The following is a 19,393-nucleotide window of genomic DNA, read 5'->3' on the forward strand; positions in this document are numbered from 1 at the left end:
TAGCCAGGCGTTTCTTTGCTGCAGCCCTGTTAAAACGTGGGTTTGGAATAAAGTGGCTGCCATCTGGCGTAACGGATCCTTACGATGCTTCGACTTTCGTTGTGGTTGACAAAAAGCGACGAAGACGTAAACATGCACACATAGATCTTATTGTATTACTAATTGTAGGTAGTGGGCGACACAATGAGCAGCGACAGCAAAAAGAAACTCCGTTCCGCCAGTTGGTTCGGAACCGACGACAAGAACGGTTTCATGTACCGCAGCTGGATGAAAAACCAAGGTATTCCAGACCACCATTTTCATGGCAAGCCGGTGATCGGTATTTGCAACACTTGGTCAGAGCTGACGCCTTGTAATGCTCATTTTCGCCAAATTGCTGAAAGGGTTAAAAACGGTATCCGTGAAGCGGGCGGGGTGCCGGTGGAATTTCCGGTGTTCTCCAACGGCGAGTCCAACCTGCGGCCAACCGCGATGTTGACCCGTAACCTGGCCTCCATGGATACCGAAGAAGCCATTCGCGGTAACCCCATCGACGGCGTAGTGCTGCTGGTGGGTTGTGACAAAACCACCCCGGCCTTGTTGATGGGCGCAGCCAGCTGCGACCTGCCTACCATAGTGGTAACTGGTGGCCCCATGCTTAACGGCAAGCACCACGGCCAGGACGTGGGGTCCGGCACCTTGGTATGGCGCCTGAGTGAAGAATACAAAGCCGGCAATATCACCCTGCAAGAGTTTATGGATGCCGAAGCGTCCATGTCTCGCTCCGCCGGGACCTGTAACACCATGGGCACCGCCTCGACCATGGCCTGTATGGCCGAGTCGTTAGGTACCAGTTTGCCGGGCAACGCCGCCATTCCCGCGGTTGATTCGCGCCGCTATGTGCTGGCACATCTCTCGGGCATGCGCATCGTTGATATGGTCCATGAAGATCTCAAACTCTCAAAAGTGCTGACCCGCGACGCCTTCATTAACGCCATTCGTACCAATGCCGCTATTGGCGGTTCCACCAACGCCGTTATTCACTTAAAGGCCATTGCAGGCCGCATCGGCGTTGATTTGAGCCTTGAAGACTGGAACTACGGCCGCGACGTGCCCACCATCGTTAACCTGCAGCCGTCCGGTAAATACCTGATGGAAGAATTCTATTACGCCGGTGGCCTGCCGGTGGTGCATCGGCGCATGGGCGAAACCGACAAGCTCATCAAGGATGCGTTGACGGTGAATGGCAAAACCATTTGGGACAACACCAAAGACGCGCCTTGCTACAACGACGACGTTATTCGCACCATGGATAACCCCCTGGTGGAAAGCGGCGGCATTTGCATTTTGCGCGGCAACCTTTCCCCCCGTGGCGCCGTGCTCAAACCCTCTGCCGCCAGCCCCGAGCTGATGAAACACCGTGGCCGCGCCGTGGTGTTTGAAGATTTCGACGACTACAAAGCCCGCATTAACGACCCGGATCTGGACATTGATGAAAGCTGCGTGATGGTGCTGAAAAACTGCGGGCCCAAGGGTTACCCGGGTATGGCCGAAGTGGGCAACATGGGCTTGCCGCCCAAATTGCTGAAAAAGGGCATCAAAGACATGGTGCGTATTTCCGATGCTCGTATGAGCGGCACCGCCTTTGGCACCGTGGTACTGCACGTGGCACCTGAAGCCATGGAATTTGGCCCTCTAGCGGCGGTGCATAACGGCGACTTTATTCAGCTCGACGCCCTGGAAGGGTTGTTGCACCTGGAAGTGTCTGACCAGGAACTGGCCGACCGTTTGGAAAAACTCAAAGCGGGCCGCGAAATTATGCGCACCGGCGGCTACCTGGAAATGTACCGCGAACGGGTACTGCAAGCCGATGAAGGCTGCGACTTTGACTTTTTGGTTGGCTGCCGCGGCGCCGACGTACCTCGGCACTCGCACTAATAGGAGGCGTTATGGATTTAACGAATCATTATCCTAGCCTCAAGGGCAAGGTTGTTTTTATCACCGGTGGTGGCTCCGGCATCGGTGCCACCTTGGTTGAAGCCTTCTGCCGCCAGGGCTCTACCGTGGCCTTTGTCGATATTCTTAAAGACGAAGGCAAGGCCCTGGCCAGCAAACTTAACCAGGAATTGGGCCAGGAGCTTGCCCATTTCTACCCTTGCAATATTGTCGATGTTGCCGCTTTGCAACAGGTGATCAAGCAAGTCGGCCAAAGCCATGGCAATATCGGGGTGCTGGTGAATAACGCAGCCAGCGACACCCGCCACGACTTCCGTGAAGTTACCCCCGAATATTGGGACGAGCGGATCCACATTAACCTGCGTCCGCAGTTCTTCTGTTGCCAGGCGGTGTATCCGCAAATGAAGGTCCTGGGGGGCGGTTCCATTATCAATTTTGGTTCCATGAGCTGGCATGAAGGCCAGGGCGGTATGCCCGGTTATACCAGTTCCAAGTCGGCGGTGCTTGGCCTGACTCGAGGCCTGGCGCGCGACATGGGCGGCGACAATATTCGTGTTAACACCCTGACCCCAGGTTGGGTAATGACCGAACGTCAGCTGCGCCTGTGGGTGACGGCAGAAACCAAAAAGGATATTGAAAAAAATCAATGTGTTAAAGATCCACTGATGCCACAGGACATCGCCGCCATGGCGCTGTTTTTAGCCTCGGACGACAGTAAAATGTGTACCGCGCAGGACTTTGTTGTCGACGGCGGTTGGATCTGAGTGTGGTCGCCCCCAACGCGACCGAATTCAAAGACAAAGGATTTAGTTATGAGTATTACCGGTAAACAACTCATCAATGGTGAATGGGTACAGGGTAAAGGTGGTGAATACCAGGGCGTAAACCCGGCCACCGGCGCAAAAATCGAGCCCACCCTGACCTTCGCTGACAGCGAGCAGGTTAAAGCTGCGGCTGCAGCTGCCAAAGCTGCGGTAGCCACTTTTGGGGCTACCAGCCTCAAAGAACGCGGCGCCTTTTTGGAGCGCTGCGCTGAGGAAATCATGGCGCTTGGCGATGAACTGCTTGAGCGCCTGATGGCCGAAACCGGTTACCCTCGTGGCCGTGTTGAAGGCGAACGTGGCCGTACCTGTGGCCAGTTAAAACTGTTTGCCAGCACCATTCAAAGCGGTGAATACCTGGACGCACGCATCGATTTGGCGATGCCTGACCGCCAGCCGCTGCCGCGCGCCGATATCCGCTTCTACAAACAGCCCATCGGGCCGGTGGTGGTGTTTGGTGCTTCTAACTTCCCAATGGCCTTCTCTGTGGCCGGTGGGGATACCGCTTCTGCGCTTGCCGCCGGTTGTCCTGTGATTGTTAAAGGTCATAACTCTCATCCGGGCTCTGGTGAACTGGTCGCACAGGCCCTGGCTAAAGCCGTTAAAGCCTGCAATCTGCCTGCCGGTGTATTCTCCTTTATTACCGGTCCTGGCAAGGATGTAGGGGCGTCGCTGGTCACGGCGCCAGAGGTTAAAGCCGTGGGCTTCACCGGCTCTTTGGGCGGTGGCATGGCGCTCTTTAATCTGGCCAATCAGCGCCCTGACCCTATTCCGGTATTTGCCGAAATGGGCTCTGTTAACCCGGTATTTGTGTTGCCCGAAGCCCTGAAAGCCAATGCTGCCGGCATTGCCGAAGGCTTTGTTGGCTCCCTGACCATGGGCGTGGGCCAGTTCTGCGTTAACCCAGGCCTGGTTCTCGGCATTAAAGGCCCGGAACTGGACGCCTTTATTGAAACCGCCAGCGCCAAGCTTGCCGAGGTACCGGCCGGTGTAATGCTGAACGAAGGCATTGCCCAAACCTATGCCAAAGGCGCAGAACACTTGGCCGGCCAAAACGGCGTCACCGTTACCGGTAAAGGTAAAGCGGTTGAGGGCGCGGGTTTTTGCGGCCAAGCACAGCTATTGAGCGTGGACGCTAAAGACTTCATTGCCAATGAACACCTGCAAGAAGAAGTGTTTGGCCCAAGTTCGGTGGTTATTCAGTGTGCTAACGCTGATGAATTGGCGCAAGCGGCCAGCTACCTTAAAGGCCAGTTGACCGGCACCTTGCAAGCAACCAGCGAAGAAGTGGCTAACTACCCGCAGCTGCTGACCTTGCTGCAAGAAAAAGTGGGCCGTTTGGTGTTTAACAACTTCCCCACCGGGGTAGAAGTCTGTCACGCCATGATGCACGGTGGCCCGTTCCCGGCGGCAACCGATGCGCGTTTTACGTCTGTAGGCACTAAGGCTATCGACCGTTTCGTACGCCCTATTTGCTTCCAGAACTACCCGCACGACCTGCTGCCTGAGCCGCTCAAAAACGACAATGCCTGGGGCGTTAGCCGTTGGGTAAATGGCGAGCGCACTAATGGTGCCATCGGAGGCTAAGATGGCGCTGACCGTCTCTCAAAAGGAATTGAAGGATCCGGCTTTTAGCCAGCCGGTTTCCCTTTATACCCTGGCTAATAGCCAGGGTATGGCGGTAACGCTGAGTGATTTTGGTGCCGCGGTGTGGTCACTGCTGGCACCGGGTAAGGATGGTGTTAAAGACGTCACCCTTACCTATCAAAATCCCAGTTTGTATATCGCTAACCCTTATTATTTCGGGGTAACGGTGGGGCGCTGTGCCAACCGCATTGGCAAAGGCCAGTTTGAATTGGCCGGCCGCCGTTACCAACTCACCCGCAACGACGGCAAAAACCATCTGCATGGTGGCGCGCTGGGGTTATCCAAACGGTTTTGGCAAAGCAGCACCTGGCAACAGGACCAAAGCGTTGGTGTGACCTTTAGCATTGAAAGCCGTGACGGTGACGAAGGCTACCCTGGCCATTTCAAGGCCGAGGTGACTTACAGCCTTAACGAAGCGGGCGAACTCACCATCGACTATGCCGCCAAGGCCGACCACGACGGCCCCATTAACCTGACCAACCATACCTATTTCAATCTGGCAGGTGAGGGCGACATTCTGGCGCAAACATTGACGCTGGCCGCCAGCCGTTACATGGCGGTAGACGACGAGCTTATTCCAACCGGTGAGCTGCCCAAGGTGGCAGGCACGGCCATGGATTTTCAACAACCCAAAGCCATAGGCCTGGAAATTGAGGCGGTAAAAGGTGGCTATGACCACTTCTGGGTAGCACGGGACAAAAAAGCAGCAACGCCCGAGCTTATCGCTACCCTGCACGACCCCAAATCCGGCCGCACTTTGCAGCTGCTGTCCACCGAGCCCGGTGTGCAGTTCTACAGCGGTAATTTTCTTGACGGTGCCATTAAAGGTAAAGAAGGCCGGCCCCTGGTTCGCCATGGCGGACTTTGTTTAGAGCCTCACATCCATCCTGACGCCGTTAACCACGCCGATTTTCCCAGCGTGCATCTTTTAGCCCACCAGCCCTACCGGCAACGCAGCATTTACCGTTTTTCGGTAACCGGTTAACTGGTGATAACGCAGTAACAACCAAACAGTCAGCAGTACCAAAATCTAGGGGGATACAATGAAGTTCAAAGCCCTGTTCGCAGCAGGCCTATTGGCTATCAGCCATAGTGCCCTGGCGATCACCGTTGGTTTTTCTCAGGTCGGCTCCGAAAGCGGCTGGCGCACAGCCTTTAGCGAAGACATGAAGGCCGAGGCGCAAAAGCGCGGTATTGACCTCAAATTCTCTGACGGCCAGCAAAAGCAGGAAAACCAAATTCGCGCCGTGCGCAGTTTTATCGCCCAAGGGGTTGATGCCATCATCATTGCCCCGGTGGTCGAAACCGGTTGGACACCGGTGCTGCGTGAAGCCAAGCGCGCCCACATTCCGGTTATCATCGTTGACCGCAACATCGATTCGAACAAAAACCTTTATGTTACCCGTATTGCCTCCAACTTCGAGGAAGAAGGGGAAAAGGTCGGCAACTGGTTGATGAAGAAAACCGGCGGCAAGTGCAACATTGTTGAGCTGCAAGGCACCGTTGGCGCCAGCGCCACCATTGACCGTGCCAAGGGCTTTCGTGAGGCCATTGCCAAATACCCAGACGCCAAAATCATCCGCAGCCAAACCGCTGACTTTACCCGCGCCAAGGGTAAAGAGGTGATGGAAAGCTTCCTTAAAGCCGAAGATCCCAAGCACATTTGTGCGCTGTTTTCCCATAACGACGAAATGGCACTGGGCGCCATTCAGGCCATCAAGGAAGCGGGCCTTAAGCCCGGTAAAGACATCTTAATTACCTCTGTTGACGGCGTGCCGGACTACTTCAAAGCCATGGCTGACGGCGATGCCAATATCACCGTTGAGCTAAACCCGCATTTAGGGGCGCCGGCTTACGACGTAGTGGAAAAGGTGCTCAAGGGTGATAAACACATTCCCAAGCTCATCAGCACCACCGGCGACGTGTTCGGCCAGGATACAGCCGCTGCCGAATACGCCAAACGCTCGAAAGCAATGTAAAGGTGGCGGGTCATGAACGAGCCAACGCCCTTATTGTCTCTGACCGGTATTGAGAAGTCGTTTCCCGGCGTTAAAGCCCTGCAAGGGGTGAGTTTGCGGCTCTTTGCCGGGGAAGTGCATGCCCTTTTAGGCGAAAACGGTGCGGGTAAGTCGACCCTGGTAAAGGTGATGACCGGTGCCTACCGAAAAGACGCCGGTCATATCCGCCTGGCAGGGAGCGAAATAGCCCCTGCCAGTACCAAAGATGCCCAGGACCTGGGCATCGCTACCGTCTACCAAGAAGTGAATTTACTGCCGAATCTATCGGTAGCCCATAACCTGTTTTTGGGCCGAGAGCCCAAGCGTTTCGGTTTTATTAACTGGCGCAAAATGGCGGCTGATGCCCGCCAGTTGCTGCGCCAGTTCCAGCTCAATATCGATGTTAGTGCGCCGCTAGGCCAATACTCGGTGGCGGTGCAGCAACTGATTGCCATTGCCCGCGGCGTGGGTATGGACGCCAAGGTGCTGGTGCTGGACGAACCCACCGCCAGCCTTGACGGTGATGAAGTGAAAATGCTGTTCAGCATTCTTCAAAAGCTGAAAAAAGACGGCATTGCCATTGTTTTTATTACCCATTTTCTTGACCAAGTGTATGCGGTGTCTGACCGCATTACCGTGCTGCGCTCCGGCACCCTGGTGGGGGAATTTATTACCCAGGAGCTGCCGCGTACCAAGCTGATTGAAGCCATGCTGGGCGCAGAGCTGCAAGACATTACCTCGCACCATAACACCAATGAAACGGCGCAGCCCGAGACCCTGTTTGCAATGACGGCGGTCAGTGCCAAGCGCTCTATCGAAGGGGTGTCGCTGAGTGTGGGTAAAGGCGAGGCGGTGGGGCTGGCGGGGCTGTTGGGCTCGGGCCGCACCGAGGTGTGTAAAGCCGCTTTTGGTATCGATGCCCTAAGCCAGGGCGAAATAGTGCTGGGTGGCACTCCCCTTAAGCTTGCCAAGGCAAGCGACGCCATTCGCGCCGGTATTGCCCTGTGCCCGGAAGACCGCAAGGCCGACGGCATTATCGGGCCGCTGTCCATTCGCGAAAACATCATTCTGGCATTGCAAGCCCGCCAAGGCTGGTGGCGCTACATTCGCCCGGCCAAGCAGCAGGCGATGGCCGAGGATTTCATTAAGAAATTCAGAGTGGCTACCCCTGATGCCAGCAAGCCTATTGGCGAGCTTTCCGGCGGTAACCAGCAAAAGGTCATTCTGGCCCGTTGGCTGGCGACCGACCCGAAACTGTTGATTTTGGATGAGCCAACCCGTGGCATTGATATTGGTGCCCACAGCGAGATCTTAAAGCTCATCAAAGCCCTTTGCCAAAACGGTATGTCGCTGTTGGTGGCCTCATCTGAACTCGAAGAATTGGTGGCCTTTGCCAACCGGGTGGTGGTGATGCGTGACCGCAAAAAAGTGGCGGAACTGAGCGGCAGCGAGATCTCCCAGCAGAGCATCATGCATGCCATTGCGGAGGCCTGAAGTGAATAAACCGATGACCCTTGAACAATCCACCCCGGCCAAGGCGCCGCCAAAGCCAAAGCTTGGCATTAACCCCCGTTATGGCTGGCCGTTGCTGGCACTGTTTTTATTGCTGGCGGTGAACCTGGTACTGGACCCGGGCTTTTTTAGCATTCATATCCAGGACGGCCGCTTATATGGCTCCTTGATTGACATTTTAAACCGCGCCGCGCCAGTGGCGCTGCTGGCCATTGGCATGACCCTGGTGATTGCCACCGGCGGCATTGATTTGTCGGTCGGGGCGGTTATGGCCGTTGCGGGCGCGGTGTGTGCCAACTTGCTGGTGGCCGGTGTCAGCCTGCCGCTGGTGATTGTGGCCGGGCTGGTTACCGGGCTGGTCTGCGGCTTGGTCAATGGCGCTTTAGTCAGTTACATGGGCATTCAACCCATTGTGGCCACCTTACTGCTAATGGTGGCGGGGCGCGGTATCGCCCAGCTGATTAATGCCGGGCAAATTGTCACCTTCCAAAACGCCGGTTTTGCCTTTCTTGGCTCCGGCAGTTTTTTAGGCTTTCCAACCCCGGTGTGGCTGGTATTGCTGGTGGCGGTGGTGTTCCAGCTATTACTGCGCCGCAGCGCCCTTGGCCTTTTTATTGAGGCGGTGGGCTGCAATGCCAGTGCTAGCCGCTACCTTGGCGTGAACGACCGTGGCATCAAGCTTTTTAGCTACCTAGTTACCGGCCTTTGTGCCGCCTTGGCCGGGATGATAGCCACCGCCGATATCCAAGGCGCTGACGGCAACAACACCGGCTTGTGGTTAGAGCTGGATGCCATTTTAGCGGTGGTGATCGGCGGTGCGTCCCTGACCGGTGGCCGCTTTTCCATTCCGCTGTCGGTGGTGGGGGCGCTGATAATTCAAAGCCTGGCCACCACCATTATCGTTAGCGGCATCGATCCGCGTTTTAACCTGCTTATTAAAGCCCTGGTGGTGCTGTTGGTGCTACTGCTGCAATCGCCGCAGTTTCGTGGCCAGCTTAAGCGCCTGGTGGGGAGGTCCAAATGATGTCGAGTCGTTATTTGCCCCTGGCCATTACCACCTTGTTACTGGTGGTGATGTTTTCGGTGGGCGCGGCGCAGTTTCAAGGTTTTGGCAGCCTGCGAGTGGTGGCCAACCTCTTTACCGATAACGCCTTTTTACTAATAACCGCCCTTGGCATGACGCTGGTGATTTTGTCGGGCGGTATTGATTTGTCGGTAGGGGCCGTTATCGCCCTTAGCGGCGTGATGTGTGGCGTGCTGATTACTCACCACGGCTGGCACCCGCTGGCGGCCTTTGCGGTGGTGCTGGTGGGCGGCGCGTTGTTTGGCGCGGTGATGGGCTGTTTGGTGCATTACTACAAGTTGCAGCCATTTATTGTCACCCTGGCCGGCATGTTCCTGGCCCGCGGCCTGGCCACCACCATCAGCGAACAGTCTATTTCCATTGAAGATCCCTTCTACGATGCGGTGTCGGAGTTTGGTATCAGCTTGCCCGGCGGTGGCTGGGTATCGTGCTCGGCGCTGATTTTACTGGTGGTGTTGGTGGCGGTGTTTTTACTGGCCCACTTCAGCCGTTTCGGCGGTTACATCTATGCCCTGGGTGGCAATAGCCAGTCGGCAGCGTTAATGGGGGTGCCGATGGCGCGCACCACCATTGCCATTTATGCGTTGTCGAGTTTTCTTGCGGCCCTGGCGGGCATCGTATTTACCTTTTACACCTTCTCTGGTTATGCCCTTACCGGCATTGGCACCGAACTGGATGCCATTGCCGCCGTGGTGATTGGCGGCACCCTGTTAAGCGGTGGTTCCGGGTATGTGATAGGCACAGTGCTGGGGGTGTTGCTGATGGGCACCATTCAAACCTACATCGTCTTCGACGGCACCCTTAACAGCTGGTGGACCAAAATCGTTATTGGCATCTTGCTGTTTGTGTTTATCGCCTTGCAGAAGGTTATGACAGTGAGGCGTCAACATGCTTAAGTTTGTGCAGTCTGTGGATGTAAAAAATCAGTTAGGTGAAGCCGTTAGTTGGCATCAGCCCAGCCAGACCCTGTGGTGGACCGACATTCACGGCCAGCTGCTGTACCGGCTGGACTGGCAAAAGCAGATAGTGTCGCACTGGGCATTACCCCAAGGCCTTACCGCCTTTACGGTGCTGGATACCAAACCGATAAAAATTCTGGGTAGCTTTAAGCAAGGTTTTGCTTACTGCTGGCCGCAAACAGGCCAGCTGGAATGGTTGGCCAAACCTGAAGCGCATATTGAAGGTAACCGCTTTAACGATGGTCGCCTCGACCGGCAGGGGCGCTTTTGGTCAGCCACCATGGTGGAAAAAGACCTCGGCCAGCCCCGTGGCGTGTTGTACCGGTTGGATGGCAGTAGCTGTGTACCGCAGCTTGAAAACCTGCGTATTCCCAACGCATTGTGTTGGAGCATTGATTCTAGCGTGATGTACCACACCGACATGCCCACCAGGGAAATTTGGCGCTACCAGTTTGACCCGGTAAGTGGCGACGTGGGCCAAGGCGAACACTTTGCCACTGTGCCCAAAGGTGAACCGGACGGCGCCATTATTGATTCTGACGACCATCTTATTTGCGCCCTTTGGGGCGGCAGCGCGCTGGCACGGTTTAGCCCGAAAGGGGAGCTAACCGGTGTGTTTGAGCTGCCGGTATCACGGCCAACCTGTGTGGCTCTTGGCGGCCCGGACATGAACCTGCTGTTTGTCACCTCGGCCACCGACGGCATGAGCGAACAGGCCTTGGCCAATGAGCCTCTGGCCGGTAGTCTGCTGGTCTATGAAGCCCCATTTCGCGGGGTAGCAGAGGCAGAGGCGGTAGGACATGGTTAAAACGTTACTGCTGTTGGCCGGGTTTTTAAGCATGCCGGCCATGGCAGATTTTATTGCCCAAAGGGCCGACCCATGGGTAATAGAAAAGGGCGGCGAGTATTACTTCACCGCCACAGTGCCGAGTTTTAACAAGGTGATTTTGCGAAAGGCGACCAGCCTTGAGGGCCTGGCCAAGGCACCAGAAATTACCGCCTGGCAGCGCCCTAAAACCGGCGCTTTTGCTGGTTTTGTCTGGGCACCAGAACTGCATTTTATAAAAGGGGCCTGGTATATCTATGTGGCGGTAGGCCGCGAGGATAGCCCTTTTCAGGTGCGCACCACGGTACTGAAAAACACCCACAGTGACCCCACGGTTGGCCCCTGGCAATTGCTCGGTAAGGTTAAAACCCAGTGGGATACCTTTAATCTCGATGCCAGTGAATTTAGCCACAACGGCAAACAGTATTTGGTGTGGGCCCAGCATCCGCCCGGCGTGAAATACAACTCGGCGCTTTATATTGCCGAGCTATTAACCCCCACCACCCTTGGCCCGCAAAGCCGGCTAAGCGAGCCGACACTGCCTTGGGAAACCGTCGGTTACGCCGTTAACGAAGGGCCGGCGATACTGCAAAGCCATGGCAAGGTATTCTTAACCTATTCGGCCTCAGCCACCGACGCCAACTACGCCATGGGCATGTTGTGGGCCGATAAAAACGCCGATTTGTTAGACCCCAAAAGCTGGCACAAGCTGCCAAAGCCGGTACTGACCACCAACGCCAAATTCCAGCGCTTTGGCCCCGGCCACAACAGTTTTACCAAAGACAAAGCCGGTAGAGACGTACTGGTTTACCACGCCCGTTATTATCGCGACTTAAAAGGCTCCCCCCTGAACGACCCCAACCGCGACGCGCGTTTGAAGCTCATCACCTGGGGTAAAGATGGCATGCCCGATTTTGGCCAAAACCGCGGTGATTATTCGTTTTAAGTTGGGTGTTAGCTGCACAATAAAAAACGGCGCCTAAGTGCGCCGTTTTTTATTATTAGAGGTAAAGTAAATAACTATCGAATACTGTCGATTGCCTTTTTAGTCATACCCTCTAGTAATGTTTTTATAGTCTCACCTTGAGCATCCAGAAAATTACATTCTTTTTTATTGTCAGTACAAGCTGGAAGCATGGTCATGCGCTCTGAGAATGGCTTTCCATCTAATGAGCCTTCTAGAGTTCCTATCATAATGGGTGCGCGAGTAGGATCTTCTTTCTGAGTATATTGCGTAAATTTATCTGTTGACTTGTCACATTCAACGAATGCCCATGCAGGGCCTCTGAAAATATTGCCATTCCGTAAGGCATATTGCATGTTCTCATAAAAAACAAGATTTTTAACCTCTAAGACTTTGGCCTCAGGGAATGCATTTGCCATTGCGCTTTTCAAATATGTCACTTTGTCTGGTGTTGACCACTCATCACCAAAGCGTTTAATCCCATAGTCACAATTAGTTACGATATACGAAAGAAATTCGGTTTTTCCCTGATCCTTTGGCCGTAGATCTTTCACTTCTAACTGTGTATTAGTTTTTGGTACGTCTAACTTTGCTGGGTGTACAGGCGCAGTGCAACCGCTTAATGATAAAAGTATAAGGAACAGGAAAAGTATATTTTTCATCGTTTGCTCATAAAGTTATTTAAAATAATTATGCAATGCATAATACAGAAATCTTTATAAATTAGTTTGTCTTTGTATTGCAATGTGGGTAATGACACCTAAAATCTGTTCCCAGCGTTATGGCTTCGTCATGCCGTATTTACCTACACGAAATTCGGCTGTCGGTGAGACAAATGAAAAGGAAATGTCCAGCGCTTCGGCTATTTCCTTGAAGCTGCAGTGATGCCTTCCTCTCGGTGACCGTCCGTTAAAGGGAATTTATTTTATTCGTAGGGGGCACCCTGCAAGCGCCCTACTTTTGAGGCCAAAAGTAGGCAAAAGCCTTGCCCACGTTACGCGATGTCCTTGCTGATGATTTCTACTGGATTTTAAGTTGTCTGCCATCCATGGAGGTTCCTTCCGGCTCGCACGTCCTGTGCTCGCGCTCAGCAGCAGCGAAGCAGTGCTTCACTGTGCAAGCTTCGCCCCGACGCGTACTCACCTGCACCTAGGCGGCCCCTTCGCATCCCTGTCTCAGCTGCCCCTACACTCCCTACAGCAAAGCGCTTCACTTAATGGGCAAGAGAGCTGGCAGCTTCGTTAGTTATGTGTGTCTGTTAAAGCGGGTGAAGTCCACCGCGTTGATGGTGTTGTTAGGGCGACGTTGGTTATTCCACATATATATCAACGATAGCATGCTTCCTCTTTTCGTCAGCAACCACCATAACATGCCCTCCATGGGTGAATTCCTTAGGTTGGACCATGTACTCAACGGCTACGGTAAATTCTGGGCCGACCTTTGGCCCGCCACCGACGTTATGACTGCTTCCATCTGTACGAGATTCAATATAGTTGTACCCAGAAAGCAGTTTCGGGAAGTCAGAAGGATTAACGTCAACTGCGCATGTGGTTAAGACATCTGTCAAGCCCCATGATTCGCACTCGACTACCGAAAGAGAATCTGGAACGGAAGTAATATTCAAAATACTTGCAATCATTTGGCGTTCGTATCGCCCGTTGAAGATCGCAAAAGATACCCACAAGCCGACACCAATGGCTAACGCCCAGCGGAGCCATTTCGGGAAGCGTAAAGTCATTCTTTGATCCCTAACAGTTTTATTAGCGAGCGCGCTTTCACTCATCTGATCGGTTGGTAATAATTACAGCAACCAACTGATATACCTCGTGATTATCTATTCATCAGTTTTCTTTAGCTAGGCAAAAACGAGCGCTCTCTTTTCTATGCGAGATATGCGCTCGTTGTCGTCACCACAAACAAAGAATATCCCTTTTAAACGCTCATAAAATCATACCCCTAACGAAGACACCCGCTCTTGGGGCCCCTTTAAGCGGAGCGCTGAGCGGGAAGGAACGTGAGTGGGCACGAGGCATGGATGCCGAGTGAGCGGAAGAAGGGCAGGATGCCCGTGTGCAGCGACCACGGTAAGTGACTGGGAGCAAAGCAACAGCGTAGCGCCGGGGTGGCCTTCTTTGGTTACTTTCTTGGCCAAGCAAGAAAGTAACGCGCCCGCCGGTGCGCGAACCGGCATTTAAAAGAACAATAACGAAGCTAACAGACTCAAAACCCGCAACGCGCTAATGACAAATTGACCAAACCAACATCCACGCAACTGTCCTTGCCATCACATAGTCCCGTTGGAAAACCTTCCCTATAAAGAGGGTGAAGTCCACAGAGCGCCACAGTCACTTGTTAGGCGCTTGCACGGAGTTTGCTACGCAAGCGCATGTGTGTAGTTTCATTACCACTTTCCCATGCTTCAAAAAGCCCAAACCAGTACAGCCGTTCGCTTAATGTTAAACCGCCAATATTATCTATTGCGGCACTTTTAAAATTTAGAAATTCAGAGTGGAATTTGTTTGATGCATCCGTATCTTGAAACCAAACATGTCCATGCCATTTTCCAATTAGATAAGCGAGCGCCTCAATATCTTTATCGTCTTGCTTCCATTCTCTGACCCAGCGGGAGAGATTTTCTCTCAGTTCGATTTCAGGCACAGAATTTACTAGTTCATCAAGGTTCATTGAGATGCCTAACAGTTTTATTAGCGAGCGCGCTCGCTTTCACTCATTTGATCAGTTAGCTATCTTTACAGCAACCAACTGATATATCTCGTGATTACCTATTCATCAGTTTTCTTTAGCTAGGCAAAACCAAGCGGTCTCGTTTTTATGCGGGATATATGATCGTTATCATCACATTAGACAAAACGTGTGAAGCAAAGTCTGCTGCTAACACCACTCTTATTGCCCGTTAAGTGCAGCGCCTCGCGTGAAGGAATGAGAGCTGACTTGAGGCATGGATGCCGAAAGAGTGGAAGACGCGTCGGGAACGCGTGTGTAGCGGTCAGCGGTAAATGACTGGTAGCGAGGATATCGCGAAACATGGGCGATGCTTTTGCCTACTTTTGGCGAAACAAAAGTAGGGCGCCTGCCGGTGCGCGAACCGGCGTATAGAGGAACAATCAGGCAACAAGATTTGATGAAAATATATCAATAATCAATATGTTATATTTCAATGAGACATTGCAGGAACGACGCTACCGCCCTTAGGTTACAGCCCCCAAATGCTGATAGCGTCCTTGTTATCAAATGGTCCCGCGTTGGAAAACCGTCCCTGGCACGTCGCCCAGCTCGTGCGTCCTCTGCACTCGCGTTCACCTGCGTCAAAGCCGTGCTTTGACTTCGAGGTTCACCCCTTAGGTGTGGTTCCCAATGTCCCGTTCTCGTCCTGAGTTGTTAGCAGTCCTTGGTGGGGCCAGAACCCCAAAGCTCTGCTGCTAAAAACCACCAATTTCCGGATGCTTATCTCTCACCAGCCACACCGCGGCCGCTTATTCCTTGCACACTTCAAACCACCATAACCGAACCCTGACGCTGGATAAAGCAAATAGCTTTCGCATTTTTTGTTAATGCCTAACCGCATTTGGCGGCGAAATCGCACCGGCCGGGCTGCTGATTAAGTGAACAAGGTGGTTAAACAGTGATAAGTGATATTCATTTGCAGCGTATAAACATGCAAAAATTGTTTACTTAGATGTGAATTTTTTTACGAATAATTTACTTGTAATAGTGTGTAACATAAGTAAGTAAATGAAAATAAAGATATAAAATTTATTCAAGCGCCATTTCTTAACAAAATCCCGCTTTGAGAAGCGATTCACAGAACATGGCATTGGTTGAATTTTTATTCAATTTGGCGTTCTGAGGCCGGATTGGTTGTGGTATCGCTAAATGTATTCCTGGCGTTAACAGCTAGGGATATGGCTTCACTGTTTTGTTGTCGACGTTTGAAGGCGAATTATGACCAATAACAAACATGGAAAAGTGCCAAGAAAAAGTTTGCTGTCGCTCGCTGTATTGATGGCGTTGAGTCACCTCTCAACAGCATTTGCTGACACAGATACCACTTCCTCCAAAGCGAAGAAAAAAGATGACAGCACCGAGGTGATCTCGGTGGTGGGTTCACGGTTTAGCCGTAGCGCTGCCGATTCTGCCGCGCCGGTTGATGTTTTTACTGCCAAGGATCTGCAAAGCCCGGCCGACAATGATATGAACGATATCATTCGTAAGCTGGTGCCCTCTTACAACGTACAGACCCAGCCGCTAGATGATGGCAGTTCCTTTGTGCGCCCGGCCGAACTGCGTGGCCTAGCGGCCGACGAAACCCTGGTGCTGATTAACGGCAAACGTTACCACCGCTCTGCCTTGGTGCAGTTAAGTGGTGGCTCGCTGTCAAAGGGTAGCCAGGCTCCGGATGTCTCCAATATTCCGGCCATCGGCCTTGGCCGCCTAGACGTGCTGCGTGATGGCGCCGCGGCGCAATACGGTTCTGACGCTATTGCTGGCGTACTTAACTTTGTGCTGCGTAGCGATACCAACGGCTTGGAAACCCAAACCGAGTATGGCTCTACCTCAAAAGGTGATGGTGACCTATGGAAGGTGGACGCTGACTACGGTACCCAAATGACCGAGAATGGCTTCTTAAACGTGGCCGCCGAAATTACCCAGCGCGACCGCACTGTAAGGGCCTACCAAAACAGTTACGCCGCCGAGTATCAGGCCGAAGGCATGACCGGTGTGGCTGACCCGGCTACCCCCTGGGGCACGCCGCGTAATAAGTCCAAGCGTATTGTTTGGAACACCGGCCTTGATTTGGATGCGCACCGCACCCTGTATATGTTCGGTAACTATTCGGACACCAATTCCGAAGGCACCTTTAGCTACCGTAACCTGTCCAACTCCATCTTTACCGATGTCACCTTGGATGACGGTTCTACCTTTAACTTTAACCAATGGTTCCCGTCGGGCTTTACCCCAAGCTTTGGCGCCGACATTTACGATGTTAGCCAAGTGGTTGGTTTAAAAGGTGATACCACGCCATTTTTGGACGGTTTAACCTACGACTTCTCCGGCACCTTTGGCCGTAACCGTATCGAGTATTTCCTGCATAACACCGTTAACCCGTCGCTGGGGCCAGATTCCCCCACCAACTTTAACCCCGGTAACTTGCAGCAAACCGAGAAAAGCCTGAACGCCGACTTCACTTACCCGCTGAGTGAAACCTGGAATCTGGCCTTCGGTGGTGAATACCACGATCAGGTTTACAAGATGGAAGAGGGCGATTACGCCTCCTGGGAAGAAGGGGACTACCCCGAACTGGGTATCGGTTCTAACGGTTACCCCGGTATTACCCCGGAAGAAGCCGGTGAGTGGGGCGAAAGTAACACCGCCGCTTACGTGGAAACCGAGTGGGACCCCACCATGAACCTGATGCTGGGTTTGGCGGGGCGTTACGAGCACTACTCTGACTTTGGTAGCGCCAGCACCGGTAAATTGTCGGCCCGCTATAACCTGACCGACAATCTGGTACTGCGTTCTACCTTAAGTAATGGCTTTATGGCGCCCACGCCGGGCCAATCTCACACCACCAGCGTATCGACCAAAATCGAGGACGACAGCCTGGTGCAAGTGGGTACCGTAGCGGTAGACAACTCGGTGGCCAAATACTTTGGTGCCAAGGCGCTGAAACCGGAAAAATCGGTTAACTTCAGCTTTGGTGCCGGTTGGACCATTACCCCGAACCTTACCGCTACCCTGGATATGTACCAAATCAAGGTTCGCGACCGCATCGGTATTTCCGAGAACTTCACCCTAAGCGATGAAGACAAGGCGGCGTTAACGGCGTCGGGTGTGGCTGGGGCTTCGGATTACAGCTATATCCGTTACTTCACCAACGCCTTTAATACCAAAACCCGCGGCGTAGACTTGGTGCTGACCTATAACCTGAGCAGTGCCTGGGGTGACACCAACTTCAGCCTGGCCGGTAACTACAACAAAACCGAGGTTACTAGCTATAACCCGGATGTTATCGACGCCGACCGTAAAGCCTCGCTGGAAAACGGCCTGCCCAAAAGCCGGGTTAACTTTAACGTGACCCACAGCTTTGACGTTTATCGCCTCGATTTGGGCATGCGTTACTACGGCACCTGGAAGACCCAAGACGCCAGTGAAGATGAATACCAAACCTTTGGCTCTGAAGTGATTGTTGATACCTCAGGCACCTGGCTGGCAACCGACAAACTGTCGCTGACTGCCGGTGTGCAAAACCTGTTCGACAACTACCCTGACGAGGTTAAATACGGCACCTCTGCCGGTGAGAAGTATGCCAACAACTCACCCATTGGCACCGACGGTACTCGCTGGTTTGTAAGGGCGAACTACAAGTTCTAACCGGCTTTATGCCAATAAAAAGGCGCCCTTGGGCGCCTTTTTTCATTGCCGATATTACTTCAAGGCATTGCTTAAGCGGTCTACCGCCAAAATGGCCTGGGCCACTTCGTCCGGGGTCAGGGTGTCGTTAAGGTTTTGCAGGGTGTCTTCGCTGGAACCGGCCAATTCACCAATTTTCAGCAGCTCCTCATAAGAAGCCTCTTCCAGGTGCAGATCTTTTAAGGTTGTCGGCATGCCGATAGCGCGGTAGAAGCGAATGTATTTTTCAATTTCCGCTAAGGGGCGGTTTTCCAGCACCATTTGCGTCAGGGTGCCGTAGGCCACTTTTTCACCGTGGGTCATCTTATGAATGTCGCCATGCACGGCGGTAAAGCCGTTATGAATGGCGTGGGCACCGGCCAGGCCGCCGTTTTCAAAGCCCAGACCAGAGAGCAGGGTGTTGGCTTCAATTACCGCCTCAACGGCCGGGGTAACCAGTTGTTTGCTTACCGCTTCATAGGCTGCAACACCGTGGGTTAGCAGGGTTTCTTCACAGGCGCGGGCAATGGCCATACCGGCAATAGAGGGGCGGCCGCCAACCATGGAGTTGCTGTTGGTGCGCTGCACCGCTAACGCCTCGGCGTAGGTAGCAAGGCCATCGGCAATACCAGAGGCAAAAAGGCGCAGCGGCGCTTTTACGCACACTTGGCTGTCAACAAAGACCAGGTCGGGGTTTTTGTTATAAAAACGGTAGCTTTCAAAAACGCCGTCTTCGCTATAGATAACCGATAAGGCAGAGCAGGGCGCGTCAGTGGAGGCCACGGTGGGCACAATAACCACCGGCTGTTTCAGATCGTCAGCCACGGCTTTAACGGTATCGAGGGTTTTACCGCCACCGATGCCTACCACCAGGTTGGTGCCATTTTCTTTGGCAATAGCGGCGATGCGGGCAATTTCCTTGGTGGAGGCTTCCCCGCTAAAGGCATTGTAGGTGTAGCTAACACCGGCTGTTTCCAGTGCGGTGACACAGCTGTCGCCAACGATGCCCCAGACAATATCGTCGGCCACCAATAACGCGTTGGAACCAAAGGCTTTAAGGTGCTCGCCCAGCTCACTCAAGATGCCAAAGCCCTGAATGTATTTGCCTGGGGAAGAAAAGATTGTTTTGCTCATCGTTATTACTCCTAACGCACGAAAGGGGCGGTTTACACCGCACTATTGCCATCAGGGTAACATTGTATCTATCAATAATTTCAATCTTGTTGATCTGGGTCCA

General features: G+C 53.2%; 15 protein-coding genes. 11 read left to right on the forward strand and 4 right to left on the reverse strand.

The window, feature by feature from the left end; translation table 11 throughout:
- Positions 1–183 precede the first annotated feature (183 nt).
- The 10 genes from DW350_RS03400 to DW350_RS03445 are packed head-to-tail and all read left to right on the forward strand — an operon-like array spanning position 184 to position 11,727.
- Entirely contained in the window at positions 184–1,917 is a 1,734-nt protein-coding gene (locus tag DW350_RS03400) for an IlvD/Edd family dehydratase (protein WP_115717528.1), read from the forward strand.
- An 11-nt stretch (positions 1,918–1,928) separates the two neighbouring features.
- Positions 1,929–2,699, forward strand: a complete 771-nt coding sequence (locus DW350_RS03405; RefSeq protein WP_115717529.1) for an SDR family NAD(P)-dependent oxidoreductase — start codon at positions 1,929–1,931, stop codon at positions 2,697–2,699.
- 48 nt (positions 2,700–2,747) lie between these two features.
- Positions 2,748–4,343 carry an aldehyde dehydrogenase (NADP(+)) gene (locus tag DW350_RS03410; protein WP_115717530.1) on the forward strand — a complete coding sequence of 532 codons (1,596 nt, stop codon included), beginning with the start codon at positions 2,748–2,750 and terminating at the stop codon, positions 4,341–4,343.
- A 1-nt stretch (position 4,344) separates the two neighbouring features.
- On the forward strand, positions 4,345–5,388 hold the full coding sequence (locus DW350_RS03415; RefSeq protein WP_192954795.1) for an aldose epimerase family protein: 1,044 nt from the start codon (positions 4,345–4,347) through the stop codon (positions 5,386–5,388).
- 58 nt (positions 5,389–5,446) lie between these two features.
- Positions 5,447–6,382 carry an ABC transporter substrate-binding protein gene (locus tag DW350_RS03420; protein ID WP_115717532.1) on the forward strand — a complete coding sequence of 312 codons (936 nt, stop codon included), beginning with the start codon at positions 5,447–5,449 and terminating at the stop codon, positions 6,380–6,382.
- A gap of 12 nt (positions 6,383–6,394) precedes the next feature.
- Positions 6,395–7,894, forward strand: a complete 1,500-nt coding sequence (locus DW350_RS03425; RefSeq protein WP_115717533.1) for a sugar ABC transporter ATP-binding protein — start codon at positions 6,395–6,397, stop codon at positions 7,892–7,894.
- The gene (locus DW350_RS03430; RefSeq protein WP_419178345.1) at positions 7,875–8,936 is read left to right on the forward strand and encodes an ABC transporter permease; all 1,062 of its coding nucleotides are present in this window, start codon (positions 7,875–7,877) and stop codon (positions 8,934–8,936) included. Before DW350_RS03425 ends, DW350_RS03430 begins: the two co-directional genes overlap by 20 nt.
- The gene (gene yjfF / locus DW350_RS03435; protein ID WP_336406997.1) at positions 8,936–9,892 is read left to right on the forward strand and encodes a galactofuranose ABC transporter, permease protein YjfF; all 957 of its coding nucleotides are present in this window, start codon (positions 8,936–8,938) and stop codon (positions 9,890–9,892) included. The genes DW350_RS03430 and yjfF overlap by 1 nt, the downstream gene beginning before the upstream one ends.
- The gene (locus tag DW350_RS03440) at positions 9,885–10,763 is read left to right on the forward strand and encodes an SMP-30/gluconolactonase/LRE family protein (RefSeq protein ID WP_115717535.1); all 879 of its coding nucleotides are present in this window, start codon (positions 9,885–9,887) and stop codon (positions 10,761–10,763) included. Before yjfF ends, DW350_RS03440 begins: the two co-directional genes overlap by 8 nt.
- On the forward strand, positions 10,756–11,727 hold the full coding sequence (locus tag DW350_RS03445) for a glycoside hydrolase family 43 protein (RefSeq protein WP_115717536.1): 972 nt from the start codon (positions 10,756–10,758) through the stop codon (positions 11,725–11,727). The genes DW350_RS03440 and DW350_RS03445 overlap by 8 nt, the downstream gene beginning before the upstream one ends.
- 74 nt (positions 11,728–11,801) lie before the next feature.
- Here DW350_RS03445 and DW350_RS03450 read toward each other — a convergent pair whose 3' ends face one another.
- The 3 genes from DW350_RS03450 to DW350_RS03460 all read right to left on the reverse strand — a co-directional run bounded on the left by DW350_RS03450 (position 11,802) and on the right by DW350_RS03460 (position 14,430).
- Positions 11,802–12,407, reverse strand: a complete 606-nt coding sequence (locus DW350_RS03450) for a hypothetical protein (protein WP_115717537.1) — start codon at positions 12,405–12,407, stop codon at positions 11,802–11,804.
- A gap of 647 nt (positions 12,408–13,054) precedes the next feature.
- Positions 13,055–13,483, reverse strand: a complete 429-nt coding sequence (locus DW350_RS03455; protein ID WP_192954796.1) for a hypothetical protein — start codon at positions 13,481–13,483, stop codon at positions 13,055–13,057.
- A gap of 614 nt (positions 13,484–14,097) precedes the next feature.
- The gene (locus DW350_RS03460; protein ID WP_115717538.1) at positions 14,098–14,430 is read right to left on the reverse strand and encodes a hypothetical protein; all 333 of its coding nucleotides are present in this window, start codon (positions 14,428–14,430) and stop codon (positions 14,098–14,100) included.
- A 1,278-nt stretch (positions 14,431–15,708) separates the two neighbouring features.
- Here DW350_RS03460 and DW350_RS03465 point away from each other — a divergent pair.
- Positions 15,709–18,138 carry a TonB-dependent receptor plug domain-containing protein gene (locus DW350_RS03465; protein ID WP_115717539.1) on the forward strand — a complete coding sequence of 810 codons (2,430 nt, stop codon included), beginning with the start codon at positions 15,709–15,711 and terminating at the stop codon, positions 18,136–18,138.
- Positions 18,139–18,192: 54 nt separating this feature from the next.
- On the opposite strand, the gene DW350_RS03470 is transcribed toward DW350_RS03465, so the two are convergent.
- Positions 18,193–19,290 carry a glycerol dehydrogenase gene (locus DW350_RS03470; RefSeq protein WP_115717540.1) on the reverse strand — a complete coding sequence of 366 codons (1,098 nt, stop codon included), beginning with the start codon at positions 19,288–19,290 and terminating at the stop codon, positions 18,193–18,195.
- Positions 19,291–19,393: the final 103 nt, after the last annotated feature.

The organism is Gallaecimonas mangrovi (genome assembly GCF_003367375.1).
Classification (GTDB): Bacteria; Pseudomonadota; Gammaproteobacteria; order Enterobacterales; family Gallaecimonadaceae; genus Gallaecimonas; species Gallaecimonas mangrovi.

Excerpts from the sequence above, each read along its gene's own strand:
- DW350_RS03400 (WP_115717528.1), top strand. The coding sequence starts at position 184 with ATGAGCAGCGACAGCAAAAAGAAACTCCGTTCCGCCAGTTGGTTCGGA.
- DW350_RS03405 (WP_115717529.1), top strand. The coding sequence starts at position 1,929 with ATGGATTTAACGAATCATTATCCTAGCCTCAAGGGCAAGGTTGTTTTT.
- DW350_RS03410 (WP_115717530.1), top strand. The coding sequence starts at position 2,748 with ATGAGTATTACCGGTAAACAACTCATCAATGGTGAATGGGTACAGGGT.
- DW350_RS03415 (WP_192954795.1), top strand. The coding sequence starts at position 4,345 with ATGGCGCTGACCGTCTCTCAAAAGGAATTGAAGGATCCGGCTTTTAGC.
- DW350_RS03420 (WP_115717532.1), top strand. The coding sequence starts at position 5,447 with ATGAAGTTCAAAGCCCTGTTCGCAGCAGGCCTATTGGCTATCAGCCAT.
- DW350_RS03425 (WP_115717533.1), top strand. The coding sequence starts at position 6,395 with ATGAACGAGCCAACGCCCTTATTGTCTCTGACCGGTATTGAGAAGTCG.
- DW350_RS03430 (WP_419178345.1), top strand. The coding sequence starts at position 7,875 with ATGCCATTGCGGAGGCCTGAAGTGAATAAACCGATGACCCTTGAACAA.
- yjfF (WP_336406997.1), top strand. The coding sequence starts at position 8,936 with ATGTCGAGTCGTTATTTGCCCCTGGCCATTACCACCTTGTTACTGGTG.
- DW350_RS03440 (WP_115717535.1), top strand. The coding sequence starts at position 9,885 with ATGCTTAAGTTTGTGCAGTCTGTGGATGTAAAAAATCAGTTAGGTGAA.
- DW350_RS03445 (WP_115717536.1), top strand. The coding sequence starts at position 10,756 with ATGGTTAAAACGTTACTGCTGTTGGCCGGGTTTTTAAGCATGCCGGCC.
- DW350_RS03450 (WP_115717537.1), bottom strand. The coding sequence starts at position 12,407 with ATGAAAAATATACTTTTCCTGTTCCTTATACTTTTATCATTAAGCGGT.
- DW350_RS03455 (WP_192954796.1), bottom strand. The coding sequence starts at position 13,483 with ATGACTTTACGCTTCCCGAAATGGCTCCGCTGGGCGTTAGCCATTGGT.
- DW350_RS03460 (WP_115717538.1), bottom strand. The coding sequence starts at position 14,430 with ATGAACCTTGATGAACTAGTAAATTCTGTGCCTGAAATCGAACTGAGA.
- DW350_RS03465 (WP_115717539.1), top strand. The coding sequence starts at position 15,709 with ATGACCAATAACAAACATGGAAAAGTGCCAAGAAAAAGTTTGCTGTCG.
- DW350_RS03470 (WP_115717540.1), bottom strand. The coding sequence starts at position 19,290 with ATGAGCAAAACAATCTTTTCTTCCCCAGGCAAATACATTCAGGGCTTT.